General features: G+C 39.3%; 17 protein-coding genes. 14 read left to right on the top strand and 3 right to left on the bottom strand.

Annotation, left to right across the window (positions count from 1 at the left end):
• The first annotated feature begins 16 nt into the window (after positions 1–16).
• Both hemH and BCM40_RS05035 read left to right on the top strand, forming a co-directional pair.
• Positions 17–946, top strand: coding sequence for a ferrochelatase (hemH, locus tag BCM40_RS05030; protein ID WP_065526879.1), 930 nt, complete (start codon positions 17–19; stop codon positions 944–946).
• A gap of 80 nt (positions 947–1,026) precedes the next feature.
• Positions 1,027–1,497, top strand: a complete 471-nt coding sequence (locus tag BCM40_RS05035) for a FixH family protein (protein WP_065526878.1) — start codon at positions 1,027–1,029, stop codon at positions 1,495–1,497.
• A gap of 145 nt (positions 1,498–1,642) precedes the next feature.
• Here BCM40_RS05035 and yhfH read toward each other — a convergent pair whose 3' ends face one another.
• A complete protein-coding gene (gene yhfH, locus BCM40_RS05040; RefSeq protein WP_065526877.1) occupies positions 1,643–1,768 on the bottom strand; it encodes a protein YhfH in 126 nt (41 codons plus the stop codon).
• A gap of 144 nt (positions 1,769–1,912) precedes the next feature.
• On the opposite strand from yhfH, the gene BCM40_RS05045 reads away from it, so the two are divergent.
• The 7 genes from BCM40_RS05045 to BCM40_RS05075 all read left to right on the top strand — a co-directional run bounded on the left by BCM40_RS05045 (position 1,913) and on the right by BCM40_RS05075 (position 10,889).
• Positions 1,913–2,905: a lipoate--protein ligase gene (locus BCM40_RS05045; protein WP_065526876.1), complete on the top strand. Its 993-nt coding sequence runs from the start codon at positions 1,913–1,915 to the stop codon at positions 2,903–2,905.
• Between the two features lie 70 nt (positions 2,906–2,975).
• On the top strand, positions 2,976–3,683 hold the full coding sequence (locus tag BCM40_RS05050) for a response regulator transcription factor (protein ID WP_238323756.1): 708 nt from the start codon (positions 2,976–2,978) through the stop codon (positions 3,681–3,683).
• Entirely contained in the window at positions 3,683–4,711 is a 1,029-nt protein-coding gene (locus BCM40_RS05055; protein ID WP_065526874.1) for a sensor histidine kinase, read from the top strand. The genes BCM40_RS05050 and BCM40_RS05055 overlap by 1 nt, the downstream gene beginning before the upstream one ends.
• Positions 4,689–5,462, top strand: a complete 774-nt coding sequence (locus tag BCM40_RS05060; protein ID WP_065526873.1) for an ABC transporter ATP-binding protein — start codon at positions 4,689–4,691, stop codon at positions 5,460–5,462. Before BCM40_RS05055 ends, BCM40_RS05060 begins: the two co-directional genes overlap by 23 nt.
• Entirely contained in the window at positions 5,434–7,371 is a 1,938-nt protein-coding gene (locus tag BCM40_RS05065) for an ABC transporter permease (RefSeq protein WP_065526872.1), read from the top strand. Before BCM40_RS05060 ends, BCM40_RS05065 begins: the two co-directional genes overlap by 29 nt.
• Before the next feature lie 97 nt (positions 7,372–7,468).
• The gene (locus tag BCM40_RS05070) at positions 7,469–9,022 is read left to right on the top strand and encodes a fatty acid--CoA ligase family protein (protein ID WP_065526871.1); all 1,554 of its coding nucleotides are present in this window, start codon (positions 7,469–7,471) and stop codon (positions 9,020–9,022) included.
• A 196-nt stretch (positions 9,023–9,218) separates the two neighbouring features.
• Positions 9,219–10,889: a S9 family peptidase gene (locus BCM40_RS05075; protein WP_420330054.1), complete on the top strand. Its 1,671-nt coding sequence runs from the start codon at positions 9,219–9,221 to the stop codon at positions 10,887–10,889.
• A 35-nt stretch (positions 10,890–10,924) separates the two neighbouring features.
• Here the strand turns inward: BCM40_RS05075 and BCM40_RS05080 are convergent, their stop codons facing one another.
• The gene (locus BCM40_RS05080) at positions 10,925–11,701 is read right to left on the bottom strand and encodes an enoyl-CoA hydratase-related protein (protein WP_065526869.1); all 777 of its coding nucleotides are present in this window, start codon (positions 11,699–11,701) and stop codon (positions 10,925–10,927) included.
• 102 nt (positions 11,702–11,803) lie between these two features.
• Here BCM40_RS05080 and BCM40_RS05085 point away from each other — a divergent pair, with 102 nt between their 5' ends.
• On the top strand, positions 11,804–13,420 hold the full coding sequence (locus BCM40_RS05085) for an ABC1 kinase family protein (protein ID WP_065526868.1): 1,617 nt from the start codon (positions 11,804–11,806) through the stop codon (positions 13,418–13,420).
• A gap of 118 nt (positions 13,421–13,538) precedes the next feature.
• Here the strand turns inward: BCM40_RS05085 and BCM40_RS05090 are convergent, their stop codons facing one another.
• Positions 13,539–14,093 (bottom strand): competence protein ComK, encoded by a 555-nt coding sequence (locus BCM40_RS05090; protein WP_065526867.1) that lies wholly within the window; start codon positions 14,091–14,093, stop codon positions 13,539–13,541.
• 177 nt (positions 14,094–14,270) lie between these two features.
• On the opposite strand from BCM40_RS05090, the gene BCM40_RS05095 reads away from it, so the two are divergent.
• The 4 genes from BCM40_RS05095 (at position 14,271) to BCM40_RS05110 (ending at position 20,892) form a co-directional block, all read left to right on the top strand.
• The gene (locus tag BCM40_RS05095; protein WP_065526866.1) at positions 14,271–14,513 is read left to right on the top strand and encodes an IDEAL domain-containing protein; all 243 of its coding nucleotides are present in this window, start codon (positions 14,271–14,273) and stop codon (positions 14,511–14,513) included.
• A gap of 228 nt (positions 14,514–14,741) precedes the next feature.
• Positions 14,742–16,724 (top strand): excinuclease ABC subunit UvrB, encoded by a 1,983-nt coding sequence (gene uvrB, locus BCM40_RS05100; RefSeq protein ID WP_065526865.1) that lies wholly within the window; start codon positions 14,742–14,744, stop codon positions 16,722–16,724.
• 6 nt (positions 16,725–16,730) lie between these two features.
• Positions 16,731–19,613 (top strand): excinuclease ABC subunit UvrA, encoded by a 2,883-nt coding sequence (gene uvrA, locus BCM40_RS05105; RefSeq protein ID WP_065526864.1) that lies wholly within the window; start codon positions 16,731–16,733, stop codon positions 19,611–19,613.
• Positions 19,614–19,713: 100 nt separating this feature from the next.
• Positions 19,714–20,892, top strand: coding sequence for a DUF4097 family beta strand repeat-containing protein (locus tag BCM40_RS05110; protein WP_065526863.1), 1,179 nt, complete (start codon positions 19,714–19,716; stop codon positions 20,890–20,892).
• Positions 20,893–20,944 lie beyond the last annotated feature (52 nt).

Below are 20,944 nucleotides of genomic sequence, written 5' to 3' on the forward strand. Positions count from 1 at the left end.
TTATGTAGAGGTGATTATGTTGAAGAAGAAAATGGGATTATTAGTGATGGCATATGGAACGCCATACTCAGAAGATGATATAGAACGTTATTACACACATATCCGTCGCGGACGTAAGCCAAGCGAAGAAAGTTTAGAAGACTTACGTAGCCGTTATAAAGCGATTGGTGGCCTTTCACCGCTTGCCCAAATTACATTAGACCAAGCAAACGGTTTATGCGATCGTTTAAATGAAGTTCAAGATGAAATTGAATTCAAGATGTATTTAGGTCTTAAACACATCGAACCATTTGTAGAAGACGGCATTGAAGAAATGAAAAAAGATGGCATTACAGAAGCGGTATCAATTGTTTTGGCTCCTCATTTTTCTACTTTCTCTGTGAAATCATATAATGGGCGTGCAGCAGAAGCGGCTGAAAAAGTAGGTATATCCCTAACTTCGGTTGAAAGCTGGTATAAAGAACCAAAATTCATCCAATACTGGACTGAAAAAGTAAATGCAGCATTTGCTGAAATGTCTGAAGAAGAACGCGCTAAATCTTGCTTAATCGTATCTGCACATTCATTGCCAGAGAAGATTATTGCAAGTGGTGATCCATATCCAGACCAGTTAAAAGAAACAGCTGAAATGATTCAACAAGCTACAGGTGTTGAAAACGTTGAAGTTGGTTGGCAAAGTGCTGGACAAACAGGCGAACCTTGGATCGGACCAGATGTTCAAGATTTAACACGTGATTTGTTTGAAGAAAAAGGATACACCTCATTTGTTTACACGCCAGTCGGGTTTGTAGCAGATCACTTGGAAGTTCTTTTTGATAACGATTATGAATGTAAAGTAGTTTGCGATGACATCGGAGCAACTTACCGTCGTCCAGAAATGCCAAATGTTCAACCATTGTTTATTGATGCTTTAACTGATGTAGTTTTGCGTAAATTAGCTGAATAAGGTTTGGATGTAAAGAGCGATTCATTAATGAAGCGATCGATTCACTAGCGAATTGTCCGTAAGATAGAGGAGAAATGGTTATGAAAAAATTTGCATGGCTTGGAATACCATTACTTTTGCTTGCTGCGTGTGGTTCAGAAGAAGCTGAATCTTCTGGTACCGGTCCTCAAGTAGAAGAGGTAAAGGTGGCATTTAATACTGAAACTCAAGCAGAGCCAGCCGAAGAGGTTGTCTTATCCGTTACAATAACACAAGGTGACGAAGCGGTAGAAGACGCAGATGAAGTGGTTTATGAAGTATGGCAATCAGGTGATCGCAACAATAGCGAGATGATTCCAGCGGAGCACACAGAAAATGGTGTTTATGAAGCGCAAATCAACTTTGAAGAAGAAGGTTTGTATTATATGCAAGCACACACCACAGCCCGATCTTTACATGTAATGCCAAAACAAGAACTAACCGTTGGTGATCCAGATCCAGCCTCAATCATTTCTGATGATAGTGATGATGCACAAGGGATGGATAAAATGGAAGATCACTCTGAACATTGATAAAACAAAAGACATCGCTGTGGCGGTGTCTTTTTGTTCGAATTTTTATAAGTGAACAAGTCGTTTTCTGTTATGGTACAGCACATAAAAAACGAAGCGGTGCTTTGTTGAGCACCGCTTCGTTTAATCATAATTTTAGCTGATTTTATAAATTATTGCAGGAATCACATTTAGTACCATAACATTCATGCTGTTCTTCCATTTTTTCTCCACATGATACGCACTGTTTCGGGGGCAAGTTCTTGAAAAATTCAACTACGTTTTCAATCATAACTTCCATCTCCTTTTTGTTATAGTACTGTTGGTGTTTAAAACAGTGTATTATAACAGTTTGGTTTCGTCAACCCTAAATAGTGAATTAATTTAAATAATCCGTTAAACTATAGATAGGAACAAAGTTAAAAGGAGAGAGAATATGTATTTTGTAGACAACAAAGGTATCACAGACCCACGAATCAACTTAGCAATCGAAGAATATTTGTTGAAAACAATGGATGTTGAAAAAGATCCATTTCTTTTATTTTATATTAATGAGCCCTCTATCATCATCGGTAAAAACCAAAACACCGCTGAAGAGATCAATACTGATTATGTAGATTCTAATGGTATACATGTAGTTCGTCGTTTATCTGGTGGCGGAGCAGTTTATCACGACTTAGGCAATTTAAATTACAGTTTTATCACGGTAGATGATGGAGACAGTTTCCGTAACTTCCGTAAATTCACTGAGCCTGTTGTACAAGCGTTGCAGAGCCTTGATGTAAATGCGGAACTTTCTGGACGCAACGATTTAATGGCAGAAGGTCGAAAAATATCAGGTAATGCACAGTTTTCAACTAGAGGTCGGATGTTCAGTCACGGAACGTTATTATTTGATACTGAAATTGAAGCCGTAGTATCTGCATTAAAAGTAAGCAAAGAAAAAATCGAATCAAAAGGCATTAAGTCGATTCGCAGTCGAGTGGCGAATATTTCTGAGTTCTTAAAAGAGCCTATGTCAGTTGAGAATTTCCGCCATGCGATTTTACATTCTATCTTCGAAGGTGAAGAAAATGTTCGTCATTACGAATTGACAGAAGAAGATTGGAAAAATATACACGAATTATCAAACGAACGCTATGGCAATTGGGATTGGAATTATGGGAAGTCTCCTAAATTCAATATTAAACATTCTCATCGCTTCCCAGTTGGTGGCATTGATGTCCGCTTACAAGTAGAAAAAGGGATTGTTCAAGACGCTCATATTTTTGGCGACTTTTTTGGTGTCGGAGATATAGCGGAAGTTGAGCAAGCAATTGCTGGTTCTAAATACGAGCGTGCTTCTTTAGAAGAAGCCATTGCAGGAATTGACATACCGAAACTTCTTGGTGGGATTACGACAGAAGAATTTTTGAAATTAATTTATTAAGAACTTCTGGGGAGTCTGCATTTATGCAGGCTCTTTTGTTAAAATGGAAAGAAAAAGGAAAGGGGGAATCATGGTGGCTATTCAACGAATCTTCATTGTAGAAGACGATTTGAAAATTGCGGAGTTGTTGGCTGAAACGTTAAGGAAATACCATTACGAAGTAGAGACCGCAAAAGATTTTGATCAAATCATCGAAGAGTTCGAAGCTTTTGATCCCCATTTGATTTTACTGGATATTAACTTGCCGTCTTATGACGGTTATTATTGGTGCCGTCAACTTCGGCAGCAAACTACTTGTCCCATTATTTTTATCTCCGCTCGTTCAGGTGAGATGGACCAAGTCTTTGCTTTAGAAAATGGTGGAGATGATTTTATTACGAAACCTTTCCATTATGAAATCGTCCTTGCAAAAATACGAAGCCATTTACGTAGAGCTTATGGAGAATATGCACCGAAACAAGAAGAACGGTCTATTAGGGCTGGGCGTATTGTTTTATATATGGAGCGAATGGAGTTGCACATTAAAAAAGAAGTTATTCCATTGCAAAAAAAGGAATGTACAATATTGGAACTGTTGTTAACACATTATCCAAAAGTAGTTTCGCGTGAGCAGTTGCTAGAAGAGTTGTGGGACGACCAAGCCTTTGTCGATGAAAATACGTTAAATGTTAATATGACGCGCGTCCGGAAAAAACTCTCTGATTATGGTGTGTTATCAATTATTGAAACTGTAAGAGGAGCCGGATACCGCCTTTTACTTCATGAGGAGGAAGCATAATGCTGCGATTATTTATGAAAGAACATGCAGCATTTATCGTTTTCCAAGTGGTACTGGTCGCATTTATTATGTTGTTGTATTGGTTAGATGGTTTTCGAAACGTAGATACGGCGATTTACTCGTTTGTTATTAGCACAGTATTGGTCATTACGTTCTTATCGGTGCGCTTTGCGAGACGATACCAATATTACCAACGAATATTATCGGCTCCACAAAATTTGGAACATATGCTTCAGCGTGAAGGGAAATCACCTGAACAAGTACAAAACGAAATTTATTTGCAAAAATTATACCGCTTATATCAACATGAAGTGCAATCGTTATATGCAGCTCAAAATCGATATTTGCAGTTTATGAATCAATGGGTTCATCAAATGAAAACCCCTATTTCAGTTATGCATTTATTGCTTCAAGAAGAAAAAGAATTAGATAAAAATAGCGTTCGCGAAGAAATGGAGCGTTTAAAAGCAGGATTGGATACCGTATTGATGAATGCCCGACTAGATACTTTTGAGCAGGACATGCAAATAGAACAACTTAAGTTGCGGTCTTTAGTCAGTGAAGTCGTAACAGAAAACAAACGCCTTTTTATTTCTAAACAAGTCTATCCAGAAATTTCAATTGGTGAAGAGCATTTAGTAGCGACCGATCAAAAGTGGATGAAGTTTATTATTGGGCAGTTTTTAACAAATGCAGTGAAATACACGTTCGAACCAAATAAGAAGGTTTTTATTGCTGCTGAATGTTCAAAGGGAAACACATTGCTAACAATTCGGGATGAAGGAATTGGGATTTCGTCTTCAGACTTGCCACGTGTGACAAAGGCATTTTTTACGGGCGAAAACGGCCGGAAAATTGGGGAATCTACAGGAATGGGATTGTACTTAGCAAAAGAAATATGCACCAAATTGGGTCATGAACTAACAATTTCTTCAGTGCAAGGAGAAGGTACGACCGTTTCTGTTTTATTCTTTAACCAAGATTTCGTAACACAGGAGGAACATGATGACAGTAGTAAAAATCGATGAAGTGACAAAAGTGTATGAAGGGAAAGTGACGCACCGAGCAGTCAATCAGCTAAGTTTTACGGTGGAAAAAGGAGAATTTCTTGCAGTTATGGGGCCATCCGGTAGCGGAAAAACGACTTTGCTTAATTTGATTTCAACCATAGACTCACTGACATCGGGTGAGATATTGATTGATGGCATCAATCCGCATTTATTGGGTAGAAATGAGTTAGCTTTGTTTCGTAGAAGAGAAATGGGCTTTGTTTTTCAAGACTTTAATTTACTTCAAATGTTAACTGTCGAAGAAAATTTAGTACTGCCATTAACGCTCGATTATTATCCTGTTGATGAGATGGCTAAGCGCGTATTGGTGATTGCGGAGCGCTTAGGTTTGACGTCGCTTCTACATAAAAAACCAAACGAAATTTCAGGTGGAGAAGCTCAACGGACAGCAATTGGTCGCGCACTCATTCACCAGCCAGCGATTATTCTAGCGGATGAACCAACCGGGAACTTGGATTCTAAATCTTCCCGCGATGTACTTGAAATTTTATCGAATGCTACTAAAGAAGACGAAACGACCATTATTATGGTAACGCATGATCCGATTGCAGCGAGTTATTGTGATCGTGTTCTTTTTATTAAAGATGGTGAATTTTTCAATGAAATCTATGGGGATGAACGGCGACAGACTTTTTACCAGCGAATTTTGAATGTCTTGTCGTTGTTGGGAGGATCCGTAAATGACATTTCGACAACTCGCTTACCATAATGTTTTTCGTAACCGAAGAAACTATGCAGCCTTCTTTTTAGCCAGTGTGTTCTCGGTTATGGTGTTTTTTGTTTGCTCCATGTTTATTTTTCATCCATTATTTGAAAAAGATGCATTGCAGCTGTTGGCCATACGCGGCATGATGATTGCGGAAGTGGTTTTATATATTTTTACATTGTTTTTCTTGTTTTATTCGATGAGTGCATTTTTACAAGCTCGTTCAAAAGAATTTGGTGTGCTCATGCATTTAGGCATGACAAAGAGACAATTGAACACTTTAATCTTTTTTGAAATGCTAATTATCGGTACAGTTTCAACTGCTACAGGAATAGTGTTTGGTTTTGCTTTTTCTAAATTCTTTTTCATGGTAGGTCGAGAAATTATGGAACTCGACTCATTGCCATTGTATGTTTCATGGCAACCTTTTTTACTGACGATAGTGGCATTTGCTAGTTTATTTATCATTATTTCTTTCATTAGTGTCGGATTTATCCGCACGAAGCGCGTGATTGACTTGTTGCAAGGTTTTTGGAAGGTCGAAGAAGAAACAAAATCCTCTACACTGCTTGCGATTATGGGAATTGTTTTTCTAGCAGTTGCATACGCATTTGCAGTAAATGTATCCGATGATACGGTGTATTACATTATTTTTATTGTTCCTCCACTAGCTACGTTTGGTACTTACTTATTTTTTACTCATACGCTTAGTTTCTTATTGGGATTGTGTAAACGAAAAAAAAGAGTGTACTGGAAAAAAATGCGTTTAGTTTCATTAGCCGAAGCATCGGTCAAATTAAAAGACAGTGCACAAATGTTTTTTATCGTGACCATCGTCTCAACTATTGCGTTTTTAACCGTCGGAACGTTAGCGTCATTTATGTCCTATACAGGTGATTTTCGCGAATCCAATCCGCTTGGTCTCATTTATATTTCTTTTGACGGCAATACGCAAGAAGCAGAACATATCGAGCGGCTCACGAGTCAATTAACAAGTGAACAATTGTCTTATGATCTAGTGGAGTTGACGGTGAAACGACAAACTTCAGAAGCATCTGGTAACGATGTCGATATTTTGGCATTGTCAGAATTTAACCGTTTAGCTACTGCGCTTGATTTTGAACCGGCCCAATTAGTACCAGGTGAAGGCATGTTTGTACCATTTTCCTTGGATTCTGTAAAAGAGTTGGGAAATGTAAGCGTTGATACTGCATTAATAGAAAGCGACGTGCCGCTATCCATCCGATCAACGTATCCACATGTCGTTTTTCCTATTCATACGTTAAATATCAATACGATCGTCGTGAGCGATGCCGATTATGAAGCACTCAATCAACCGCTATTTGGGTATGAAATGGGGAGTTCGGATTTTACTTACTATGCATTTGACATATTAAATTGGACTGAAACAATGAATATTGGAACTCGTTTAACAGATACCATGTCTGAAGCTGTAGAAAAGACGGATTTTAATGGCGTCAATTATTTCTTTGAAAATCCAGGTGCAGATTATCGCTGGTTTAAGTCCTCGTTTGCGTTGTTATTATTTATTGGCGTGATGGTAGCTGCGGTCTTCTTGTTAGCAGCTGGCAGTTTTATTTACTTTAAATTGTATACAGGTTTAGAGCGAGACCGAAAGCAGTACAAGTTGCTGACACGCATGGGGATGACTGAGAAAGAACTGGGTAAAATCGTTAACCGGCAACTTATTCCTCAATTCTTTCTGCCATGGGTAATTGCTTTGTTGCATAGCGCTTTTGCTTTTATTTCGTTACAAGTAGTATGGGATGAATTTGCAGAGCTATCAATACTCGGCGAAATGGCTATGGTACTTGGAGGCTTTACAATCGCTCAAATTTTATACTTTTTCTTAATACGTTGGCGCTATGTCGCTCACTTACAGGCACCGTAATTTAACGGTGCCTGTTGTATTGTCTGAAGATTTATTTTATAATGAAAATAGATTGAAATATGAATGAGTATTCATTCAACGCGAAAGAGGGATGAAGATGAGTTTAATGACACGTGTTCATGAAATTGCAGAACAAAATCCTGCCAAAGCAGCTTACAGCTTTATGGGGCAAGATACGAGCTATGGGGAATTTGATCAAAAAGTTGCGCTTTTTGCTGGCGCTTTAAAAGATTTGGGCGTGGAAAAAGGGGACCATGTCGCATTTCTTTTAGGCAATACACCACATTTTTTAATCTCACTTTATGCAACAATGCGTTTAGGTGCAACAGCTGTTCCGGTTAATCCTATTTATACGCCTGATGAAATCGCTTACATCGTTAACAACAGCGATGCGAAAGTAGTCGTGGCACTTGATATGCTACTTCCATTAATAGAAAAGGCGCATGTTGCATTACCGGCAGTAGCATCTTATGTTATCTGTGAAACCGATCCAACAACGCCAGAAAAAATGGCACAGTTGCCTGAAGCAGTAAAAGGCAAAATCCATTCGTTCACGAAACTGTTAACAAATTCTACAGCTAATAGTGAGTTTGCGGAAGTTGAAGCAGACGATACAGCAGTTATTTTATACACATCAGGCACTACTGGGAAACCTAAAGGTGCGATGCTGACACATCAAAACCTTCATTCAAATGCACGAGATGTTGGAGCATATCTTCAAATTGGTGAAACCGATCGTGTAGTAGCGACTTTGCCGGTGTTCCATGTGTTTGCATTAACCGTCGTTGTAAACGCCCCTTTATTACAAGGCGCAACCATTATTTTGGTGCCGCGTTTTAATCCGAAAGAGGTATTTGAGGCGATTAAAGCGAGCAAAGCGACCGTTTTTGCAGGAGTACCAACAATGTTCAACTTTATGAACCAGTTGCCAGATGTTGACCCAGCAGATTTTGCTACTGTCCGTCTTGCCGTATCAGGTGGTTCTGCAATGCCTGTTGCTTTGCTCCATAGTTTTGAAGATAAATTTAATGTTCGTATTTCAGAAGGATACGGTTTGTCAGAAGCTTCTCCTGTTACTTGCTTTAACCCGATTGATCGCGAACGAAAAGCGGGTTCAATTGGGACATCCATTATCAATGTGGAAAACAAAGTTGTTAACGAACTAGGCGAAGAAGTCGCAGTAAATGAAGTAGGCGAATTGATTGTACGGGGACCAAACGTCATGAGGGGTTATTACAAAATGCCAGAAGAAACAGCCGCAGCAATTCGTGACGGTTGGTTGTATACAGGAGACTTGGCCCGTGTGGATGAAGAAGGCTATTTTTATATTGTCGACCGTAAAAAAGACATGATCATTGTAGGCGGATATAATGTCTACCCACGAGAAATTGAAGAAGTATTATTTGCACATCCAGCTATTTTGGAAGCAGCTGTAGTTGGTTTGCCTGATCCCGATTTTGGAGAAGAGGTAAACGCGTACGTAGTACTAAAAGATTCGACAGTTTCTATTGAGGATTTGAAAGATTACTGTGCAGAGCATTTAGCAAAATACAAAGTGCCAAGACAGTTTGAAGTTCTCGAAGAATTGCCGAAAAATACTACAGGTAAAATTTTGCGCCGCTCGTTAAAAGATCAGGCAAGACAGAAATAAGCCTATCTTCACGTTAAATTAATTCATAAAGAAGCGATGCTCTTTAGCATGGCTTCTTTTTTTTGAAGCAAAGTTTTGTTAAATTCGTGTAACAATCTAAAAAGAGTACGAGTACTCTTTTGTGTCTTTTCCTAAAAGTCTTTATTATAGTTAAAGAGTGTATAGGAGAAGTCAGATGTAAGAAGGGGAATGTATGGTGAAAAAAACAGTGGAAATTCAAGATATCACAACAGTGGTTTCTGTAACCAATCCTCAGTTATCTCCAAATGGAAAAAGAGCAGTATACGTTCATACCACAATAAATGAGCAAGAAGATTCATATATCGCAAATCTTTTTCATATCAATTTGGAAACGCTTCAACATAGTCAGTGGACTTTTGGAAAAGGTCGAATCAGTTCGCCACATTGGTCTGTAGACGGGACAGCTGTCGCGTATTTAGCAGAAGAAGATGGCCACAAGCAGCTGTACGTTTTAACTGTAGCGGACGGGCAAATAAACGAAATGACTAATCTGGCAACTAGTATAGAGCGATTCCATTGGTCGCCTTGTGGAAAAAAGATTTGGGTTAACGGCATACTGGATAAAGAACAAACTACAAAACAACGTTATCAACAAATAGGATTTTTAACAATTGAATCGAAAAAGATAGAACAAGTATTAGTCGGAGACGATCATTATCGCTTAGAAGCCATATCGCATGATGAGGAAAAACTCGTTTATGCGCTAGTAAAAGAGAGAGAGCACGATTTTGTACCTGGTCAACCTCTTTATTTGTATAACCTTCAAACTAACGACCAGACAATGCTTACAGAAAACCAAGGACATTTTAGTGGTGCGACATTCTCATATGATGATTCAAAGCTTGCGTATTTTGGAAATAGACGACAGTACGGAGACGCGACTCAAAATGAACTTTATATCGCAGATTTACAAAATCAAACGAATAGTTGTTTAACGGAAGGTTTAGATGCACCTGTTGGAGATTATGCAGTAAGTGATTATCAAGAACTAACTGCCGGAAAGCCTGTCTGGACCAAAGATGATCATTTGTATTTCCAAGTGTCTACTATGGGTGATGTTCGCCTATATTTTGCATCGCTTGATGGAATGATTTTTCCAGCATCTCCTGAAATGGAGCATGTCATTGGTTACGATGTTTCACATGATGGAGAAATTGCGATTCTTTCCATCAGTAAGCCAACTCAACCAGTAGAGCTTTATCGGTTGAAAATCACCACGGGAGAAGTAGAACAGTTGACGTCTTTTAATCAGGACTATGTTGAACATACGAAATTGCTCGAAGGACAACCGACAATTACAATAGGTGCAATTGAGCCGGTACATAGTTGGTTAATAGAACCAATTGATGTTCAACAAGGAGAAGAGTATCCGTTAATTGTCAAAGTTCATGAGGGTACTAGGAGGATGTTTGCTAATACTTTTTATCACGAACTGCAATTACTCGCAGCACAAGGGTATGGGGTTCTTTACGTTAACCCAAGCGGACATCATGGTTATAGCCAGGAATTTGCAAAAGCCACAAGTGAATTCACATATGAAGATACAATGAATGCAATAGCTGAAGTGGTAGAAACAATTGACTGGATCGATGAAAATCGATTAGCTGTAATAGGGAATTGTTATGGGGGGCTGTTGACGAAGCTGCTTTTTCTTTACTCCAAAAAAGCAGATCGTTCTACAAGTGAGAAAACAGAACAATTGGCTTTGAAATTAGAAAACATGGAGAAGGATACAAAATTTGTCCGTTTTCTAGAAGTGTCTACGAATGATTCACAGACGTACAAACCAAGTTACCGCACTCAACGGTTAGAACAATTTATGAGTTGGGTGAAAAAATACGTATAAAAAGAGCGGCTGAAAAAGCCGCTCTTTTTATATGGTTACTTTCCTTTGAACACAGGTTTTCTTTTTTCTCCAAAAGCGGCAAGCGCTTCAACTCGGTCTTCAGTGGGTATAGTGATTTCATAAGCCTTGCGTTCGATTTGCAGGCCAGTATGTAAATCGGTGTTCATGCCGTTTTTAATTGCGAATTTAGCTTGCTGAAGGGCAATTGGACCATTTGCAAGAATAGAATCGGCAAAATTACCCGTCACTTCAGCAAGCTCATCACGTGCTGCAATTCGCGTTAACAATCCGTAATCCAATGCCTCAACAGATTTTAAGCGACGTGCAGTCAATATCAATTCCAGTGCTTTTGTCTCGCCGATTAAGCGAGGTAGGCGTTGAGTGCCGCCAGCTCCAGGAATAATGCCTAAACTGGTTTCAGTTAGTCCGAGAAGTGTATCGTCGGTTGCAATTCGGAAATCACAAGCGAGTGCTAATTCCATACCTCCGCCAAATGCAAAGCCGTTAATCATAGCGATCGTTGGTTGTGGCAAGTTCTCAATTGTGGAAAACACTTCTCCGATTTTGTAAATATTGCGTTTAACATGCTGGTCCGTTAAATTTTTGCGTTCTTTCAAGTCCGCGCCCACACTGAATGCTTTTTCCCCTGCACCAGTGAAAACAACAACGCGAATATCTGGATTAATGCGAATTGCTTCTACAACCTGCCCTAGCTCATTTAACATGTCATAGTTAAAAGCATTCATGGACTCAGGTCTATTTAATGTGATAAAAGCTAAGTTGTTTCGTTGTTCATAATGAATTGTGTCCATTTTTCATCCCCCTAGTATCGTTCCATCCACTAAAAACATATCACTTTTTGGACTATTTCGCCATCAGACTCTATAATGAACTCCATGGGAGGGACTGCATTTATGAATCAAATAACGTTTATACGTATCTTCCGGATTGTCTGGTTGGCAGTCAAAATCTTTTTGCAAGTAACGATTTTCCAAAAGCGCAATCGAGGCAAATGGACGCCGTTAGTTGAAAAAAGATGGAATGAGATGATTACAAAGCAAGCAAAAGAATACAAGAACCTCGCATTAAAGCTGGGTGGACTTATGATTAAACTGGGTCAGTTTCTCTCAACGCGAGCGGACATCATGCCTCCGTCGTTTCTTGAAGAATTAGAAGGCTTAACAGACCGTGTCCCATCTGTTCCTAGAAAAGACATTGTCTCCGTACTTGAACAAGAATGGAATACGGCTCACACAGACTACTTAAGTCATTTATCAGAATCAGCAATTGCGTCTGCTTCTATTGGGGAAGTATATAAAGGTGTGCTGAAAAATGGTTTGGAAGTCGCAGTCAAAGTTCAGCGACCAGGAACTGATCGTATTTTACGAGCCGACTTTAAAGCCATTCGCATTGTAATATGGTTGGCTGAAAAATTTACCCCGTTTGGTAAACAAATAGACTTTAAGCAATTATATGTAGAAATGACCGAAACCATCGGCAATGAATTAAACTTCTTAAAAGAACTTCAAAATGGTCGTTCTTTTGCTGATCGCTTTGATGCGATGGAGGGAGTCCGGATCCCGATGTATTTCGATGAATTTACTACGCGACGCGTGTTAGTAATGGAATGGATTGAAGGAGCGCGCATCACGGATTTGGCTTTTATCGAAAAAAATGAGTTAGATCGACATGAGATATCTGAGCGTTTGTTTATTTTGTTTTTGGAACAAATTTTATACGGTGGCCAATTCCATGCTGATCCACATGGTGGCAATATTTTACTTGAACCAAATGGTGGAATTGTGTTAATCGATTTTGGGATGATTGGTACGATAACCAAAAAAGACTCGCAATCCGTATTACGTGCGGCAGAAGGAATTATTTTTAAAAATTATGAGCAAGTACTAGATGCATTGGAAGAGCTACGCTTTTTATTGCCGCAGGCAGATCGCGCTGTGTTAGAAGACGCTATATCACGACTTGTGGAAGCTTATGAGTCAAATGAATTGTCACAAATGGATAGTTTTGTAGTTGAACGTTTACTCGACGATATTCAGGACATTGTTCGTACACAGCCGGTTCAATTACCAGCTGAATTTGCCTTTTTTGGACGAGCAGCTTCTATTTTTGTGGGGGTCTTGCATATTCTAGATCCTAATGTTGATTTAATGGCATTGGCTCGACCACGAATTTTGGAATGGGCTTCGTCACAAAAAGAAGGTAAAGGGATGTTTGGCAAAGAAGATGTTCTGCGCTGGGTATTAAATGGAACTGGCCCACTACGCGTATTCCCTCAGAAAGTGATCAATTATTTAGAAGAACCAGAGCGTCTTCGTCGCTATTTTGAAAACCGCGACGGCAAAGAACGCGAATACCGCCGTGACTTGCAATCCCGTATGTTTGCGGGAGTGTTCACCATCTTGTCATTTGTCGGAATTTCCGTATCGGTTTGGTTTTGGAATGAACCTTATATGTGGGTTTCTTCCGTATTCTTCGTAGGATCACTATGGGCTTATCGCTCAATAAAATAAAAAAAGTAGTAACGTTTTGAAACAAGGTTAAAAGTGCCAACAAAAAGAGCTTTCGATTAAAGTCATGAACTTTAATCGAAAGCTCTTTTGCGTTGATCTTTACCGTGAGCAAATCCACTTACTCTAGAGGTTGCTGTTTGCGTGGGGGAAATGTACGTGTTGTCACATAAGCCATTGGACGATTATGTACACGCTGCGCCTTTTTGAAAAAACGACGAAGAGAACCGGCGAAAGAATGTTGATTTCGTAAAGCAATAGGCGATACATCTAAATAAACGGTTACGTTATTGCTTAAATAAATGATACTTCCTTTGCCACTGCTATCACTTTCGATAAGGTCGATGGCATCATAATTAAACCAAACGCATTCTTTGTTTTTAGGAGAGTGTGTCGGAAAGAAAATAAGTGGATTGCCGTAATACTCACCTACAATAATGGGGGGTTTATGTTTTACACCGACAGCTTTTTGCGCATAAAGCGTGGCGCTTTCCAGTGAAGCACGGTAAAAGCGGCAGGAAGTGGTTACCGTTTTGTATACAGCATCTTCAACCACAAATTCATTGCGGTCTTCAATCACACGCATCCAGGTGCGGTGGCCGTCCGTATAGGGTAAAAGGGCATACGTATTTGTACAAATCGTATACGAAGACGGTCTGTGATTCTTTTTACTCATGAAGAATAACCCCCTAAATTTACTTTACATACCCTATTATAATAAAAAATGGAAATTTGGCAACGTCAATTAAATTGAAAATAAAATTTTTTCTATTTTATTGTAATTTTCAAATAAGTCTTGATTTTTATTATTCCTTTCATGTATACTAATGAAAAGCATTCGGGGTGAGGAAGAATGGAAAACTATTATTCTTATGCTGATTTCATGAAGGCAATGGCTCAAACAAAAAAAATTACGGAAGCAGAAAAATTGCTAAATGATATCTATTTAGATTTGTTCTTGAAGCATGTTCACCGTTCTCAACAGGAAGAACAGCTGATGACCCTTATTGATGAGGCCCTGGATAATCACGATCAAAAAGCATTCACTAAATACACAGCTCAATTACAAACTTTAAATCACGAAGAAACAGAATAAATTTCTAACTAAAATAGTTAGAGAAAAAGGAAACTAGAATCGATTCTAGTTTCCTTTTTCTATGCGCATATTTAAGAAGGACTTTGCTTGAATGTGAATCGTAACGTTCTTGTCAGGCTATATATATTCCTAAATTCACGATAAAAAACATATGTTCGCTTTTTGTTAGGGGTTTTTTAGGGCATATGTTAAAGTAGAAGTATTGAAAGAATGGGAGGATGCCTCATTATGAAACAAGAATTTAACCTACAAGCTCCATATGAACCGGCGGGCGATCAGCCACAAGCGATTGCTGAATTGACCCAAGGCATCATCGATGGCAAACGTTGCCAAACCTTATTAGGGGCAACGGGTACCGGGAAAACGTATACAATGTCAAACGTCATTCAGCAAGTGAAAAAACCAACACTTGTCATGGCTCACAATAAAACTTTAGCAGGTCAGCTCTACAGCGAATTTAAGGAGTTTTTTCCCGACAATGCTGTAGAGTATTTTGTCAGTTACTACGATTACTATCAACCGGAGGCATATGTACCTCAATCGGATACATTTATCGAAAAAGATGCGAGCATTAATGATGAAATTGATAAATTGCGTCACTCTGCAACCAGTTCGTTATTTGAACGTGATGATGTCATTGTTATCGCATCGGTTTCCTGCATTTATGGTCTCGGCTCTCCTAAAGAATATCGGGAATTAGTCGTTTCTTTACGTAAAGGCATGGAAATTGAGCGAAATCAATTGTTAAGAAAGTTAGTTGATGTTCAATACGAGCGCAACGATATTAACTTTATCCGCGGGACATTCCGTGTCCGTGGAGATGTGGTAGAAATATTCCCGGCATCACGCGATGAAAGGTGTTTACGTGTTGAATTTTTCGGCGATGAAATTGATCGCATTCGTGAGGTAGATGCACTGACAGGTGAAATTATTGGTGAACGTGACCATGTTGCGATATTCCCTGCATCTCACTTTGTTACGCGTGAAGATAAAATGGTCAAAGCCATTGAAAATATTGAAATAGAATTAGAAGAACGGCTAAAAGAAATGCGTGCCGAAGATAAATTATTAGAAGCACAGCGACTGGAACAACGAACACGTTATGATTTGGAAATGATGAGAGAAATGGGCTTTTGTTCAGGGATTGAAAACTACTCACGTCATTTGACACTTCGTCCTGCTGGCGCACAGCCGTATACATTAATTGATTATTTTCCAGAGGACTTTTTACTAGTTGTGGATGAAAGCCACGTAACATTGCCGCAAGTGCGCGGAATGTTCAATGGTGACCAAGCGCGTAAAAAAGTACTAGTGGATCATGGCTTCCGTTTGCCTTCAGCTATGGATAACCGACCGTTAACATTTACAGAGTTCGAAGAACATATTAGCCAAGCGGTTTTCGTATCCGCTACACCAGGGCCTTATGAGTTAGAACATACACCTGAAATGGTAGAGCAAATTATCCGTCCGACAGGATTGCTTGATCCAACAATTGAAATTCGGCCGATTGAAGGTCAAATTGATGATTTAATGGACGAAATTCGGCAACGATCGGAAAAAAATGAGCGTGTATTGGTCACGACATTAACGAAAAAAATGTCGGAAGATTTAACCGCTTATTTAAAAGATGCGGGGATTAAAGTGAATTACTTACACTCTGAAATCAAAACACTCGAACGCATTGAAATTATTCGCGAATTGCGGATGGGTGTTTACGATGTACTTGTTGGAATTAACTTGTTGCGTGAAGGACTAGATATTCCAGAAGTGTCGTTAGTAACCATTTTAGATGCTGACAAAGAAGGATTTTTACGTTCTGAGCGATCGCTTATCCAAACAATGGGACGAGCGGCGAGAAATGCAAATGGCCGTGTCATCATGTATGCTGACAGAATAACTGATTCTATGCAAAAAGCAATGGATGAGACGACGCGACGCCGTACCATCCAAGCTGAATACAACGAAAAACATGGAGTAACACCCATTACTATACAAAAGAAAATTCGTGACGTCATTCGTGCAACTAACGCAGCAGAAGAGTCAGAAGAATATATTTCAAAAGCAGTATCAGGCAAGAAGCTCAAAAAAGAAGAGCGCGTAAAACTGATCAGCTTGTTGGAAACCGAAATGAAAGAAGCAGCAAAAGCACTCGATTTCGAACGAGCTGCAGAGCTGCGTGATACGGTGCTTGAATTGAAAGCGGAAGGATGATGCAACGTGAAGAAACAAGAAATACGCATACAAGGCGCACGCGCGCATAATTTAAAAAATATAGATGTCGTCATTCCACGAGACAAACTGGTTGTTATGACTGGTTTGTCGGGGTCAGGTAAATCATCATTAGCATTTGATACAATTTATGCAGAAGGTCAACGGCGATACGTCGAGTCTTTATCTGCTTATGCTAGACAATTTTTAGGACAAATGGATAAGCCGGATGTAGATTTGATTGAAGGTTTATCACCAGCCATTTCAATAGATCAAAAAACTACGAGTAAAAACCCACGATCGACCGTGGCAACTGTAACAGAAATTTATGATTATATGCGTTTAATGTTTGCTCGAATTGGCAAGCCGATTTGTCCCAATCATGGCATTGAGATTTCCTCTCAAACCATCGAGCAGATGGTCGATCGTATTGTGGAATATCCAGAACGCACCAAAATGCAAATTTTGGCCCCAATTGTCTCTGGTCGAAAAGGAACGCACGTTAAATTACTTGAAGACATTAAAAAGCAAGGCTATGTCCGTGTTCGTGTAAATGGCGAGTTAATCGACTTAGATGACGATATTACATTGGATAAAAACAAAAAACACAACATCGAAGTGGTGATTGACCGAATTATTATTAAAGAAGGAATTGCTCCACGTTTAAGTGATTCTTTAGAATCGGCTCTTCGTTTAGCAGAAGGACGGGTTTTAGTCGATGTCATGGAACAAGAAGAATTATTATTTAGTGAACATCATGCTTGCCCGATTTGTGGATTTTCCATTGGCGAATTAGAACCGAGAATGTTTTCGTTTAACTCTCCCTTTGGTGCTTGTCCTGATTGTGACGGTTTAGGGATGAAACTTGAAGTTGATCCTGAACTCGTTATTCCGGATTGGAGTGTGTCATTAAATAAAGGCGCAATTGTGCCATGGCAGCCGACAAGTTCGCAATATTATCCGCAATTACTAAAAGCAATTTGTCATCATTACAAAATTGATATGGACGTACCGGTCAGTGATTTACCGGAAGAACATATTAATGTCATTATGCGTGGATCTGGAAAAGATAAAATCCGTTTCCGCTATGAAAATGACTACGGTCAAATTCGAGACAATCACATTCATTTTGAAGGAGTTTTGTCGAATGTTGATCGGCGCTACCGTGAAACATCATCTGATTATATTCGTGAGCAAATGGAAAAATACATGGGACAGCAAGCATGTCCTACGTGTGAAGGATATCGCTTAAAACCAGAATCTCTATCAGTCAAAGTAAATAACTTACACATCGGTACAGTAGCAGAGTTTTCAATTGTCGAAGCGTACGAATTTTTTGATCACCTGAAATTATCAGAAAAAGATATGCAAATTGCGAAATTGATTTTGCGGGAAATTCAAGAACGTATCGGTTTTTTGATTAATGTTGGGTTAGACTACTTAACATTGAACCGTGCTTCTGGAACTTTATCAGGGGGAGAAGCGCAACGAATTCGTTTAGCCACTCAAATTGGCTCAAGGTTGACCGGCGTATTGTATATTTTGGATGAACCTTCAATTGGTCTGCATCAACGTGATAATGACCGTTTGATTGAGACGCTTAAAAGTATGCGAGACATCGGCAACACCTTAATTGTCGTTGAACACGATGAAGATACGATGCTGGCAGCAGATTATTTAATCGACGTTGGACCGGGAGCGGGGGTCCATGGGGGTGAAATTATTGCTGCAGGGACACCCGACAAAGTGATGAAAAATAAAAAATCATTAACGGGACAATATTTAAGCGGTAAAAAGTTTATTCCGTTGCCGGCAGAGCGAAGAATGCCAAGTGATCGTAAAATATTAATTCGCGGAGCTAACCAAAACAACTTGAAAAAAGTTGATGTTGATATTCCACTTGGTTTATTCACAGCCGTAACAGGTGTGTCAGGCTCAGGGAAAAGTACGTTGATCAATGAAATTCTTTATAAAACATTGGCACACCGATTAAACCGAGCAAAAGCAAAACCAGGTCAATTTGATTCAATCGAAGGCACACAAGAACTCGAAAAAGTCATTGAAATCGATCAGTCGCCAATTGGTCGAACACCTCGTTCAAATCCAGCAACTTATACTGGCGTGTTTGATGATGTACGAGATGTCTATGCCACAACAAACGAAGCAAAAGTTCGTGGGTATAAAAAAGGACGTTTCAGTTTCAATGTCAAGGGTGGTCGCTGTGAAGCTTGCCGTGGGGATGGTATTATAAAAATAGAAATGCATTTCCTTCCAGATGTTTATGTCCCTTGTGAAATTTGTCATGGCAAACGATATAATCGAGAAACCTTGGAAGTGAAATACAAAAACAAAAGCATTGCCGATGTCCTGGCTATGACAGTAGAAGACGCTTTATCATTTTTTGAAAACATTCCAAAAATTAATCGGAAACTGCAAACCATTGTGGATGTCGGATTAGGCTATATTACAATGGGACAACCTGCGACCACATTATCAGGTGGAGAGGCGCAACGGGTTAAGTTGGCTTCTGAGCTCCATAAACGCTCAAACGGTAAATCATTCTATATTTTAGATGAGCCCACAACGGGTCTTCATGCCGATGATATTTCACGTCTACTGCTTGTGTTGCAACGTCTTGTTGAAAATGGCGATACGGTATTAACCATTGAACACAATCTTGATGTGATTAAAACAGCAGACTATATCATCGACCTAGGTCCTGAAGGTGGAGACAAAGGCGGAACTATTTTGGCTACAGGTACTCCTGAAGAAATTGCTGCGGTTGATGATTCCTATACTGGAAAGTATTTAAAACCGATTCTTGAACGGGACCGTGCCCGTATGGAGTCTTTAGTTAAAGGAGCAAGTCGTAAGAAAAAAGCAGTTAAATGAAACTTTTCTTGCTAATAAACGTAAGAAGTATAAGAACCTATTTGTTAATGAGGTAAGCTCTTGCTTATTGATATTTAGAAAAAAGAGGAGGCCGCAATACATGCAAAGCGAAAAAGAACGCATTTTAGACATGGTTGAGAACGGTACGATTTCAGCGCGGGAAGCAGTTGAATTGTTGCGAGCAATAGATGGTAACAGTTCTTCGTCTTCTTCAAATGAGCCAAACTACGGCCGAAACAGTCAGCGAGATAAACAAAGCAAGCGTGGGTTTTTCAGACCTGAAGACATTGTGAAAAAAGTGTCACAGGATTTTTCGAAAAACGTATCGAAAAACGTTTCCAAAAATGTCTCACGCGACATCAACGATTTCGGCAATCGCATGATGGAATTTATGCAAACTTCTGTCGGCAAGTTAAAAACAATGGAATTTGATTCGCCATTTGGCGAAGCCGTTCAGTTTCACCATACCTTTACAGATGAAATGACAGATTTGGATACGATCATAGCAGATATTGCGAATGGACAATTAGAGATTTTCCCAGCACAAGATGGATTGTTACGTGCAGAGTGTAGCGTGAAAGCTTATCGTGCAGAATCTGCAGCACATGCAAAAGAAGATTTCCTTGATAAATTTGTTTTTATCGCGGATGACCGTAAATTACGGATCATTAGTGATTTAAAAACAACTCAAGTAAATGTTGTTCTTTATGTACCCGACGCTGCATATGAGCACATAACAGCTCGCTTGTTTAATGGTGGATTTACGATGAAGCGATTAAATGCTGAGTTGATAAAAGTTAAAACAGCAAATGGTAAAATTGATTTGAAAAATGTAGAATTTGCTGATGCTGAGTTAGAAACGGCTAATGGTGCGATTCACGTGAATGAAACAAAAGGAAAAGTGTTAGAAGCTGAAACTTTAAATGGTCGTATTTATGTTGATGGCGATATACAAACGATTGTTGCCAAGTCGTTGAATGGCAATATTGTTGCTACAACAAGATGTAAAGAAGCACGAAAACTGGAAACAAAAACCTTAGCAGGAAATGTAGAAATCTATATTCCAGCTCATTTGCCACTAAAAGGTGAAGTATCATCTAACCTTGGCAAAATGGATGTGTTGCTTTCGGATATCGATGCTACACATGAGCAAGGACAATTTATGCAAAAGTCGATTCGTTTCTCGAAACAAGGAACTGAGCCAGCAGCGGCTCCATTACTTGTTTATGGGGAGACTAAAACAGGATCCGTTTTACTTCGTTATTTAACAATCGAATAAATAGTAAAAAGCCGACACCAATCAATCGTGTCGGCTTTTTTTTACGGCAATT

It is taken from the genome of Planococcus donghaensis (genome assembly GCF_001687665.2).
Classification (GTDB): domain Bacteria; phylum Bacillota; class Bacilli; order Bacillales_A; family Planococcaceae; genus Planococcus; species Planococcus donghaensis.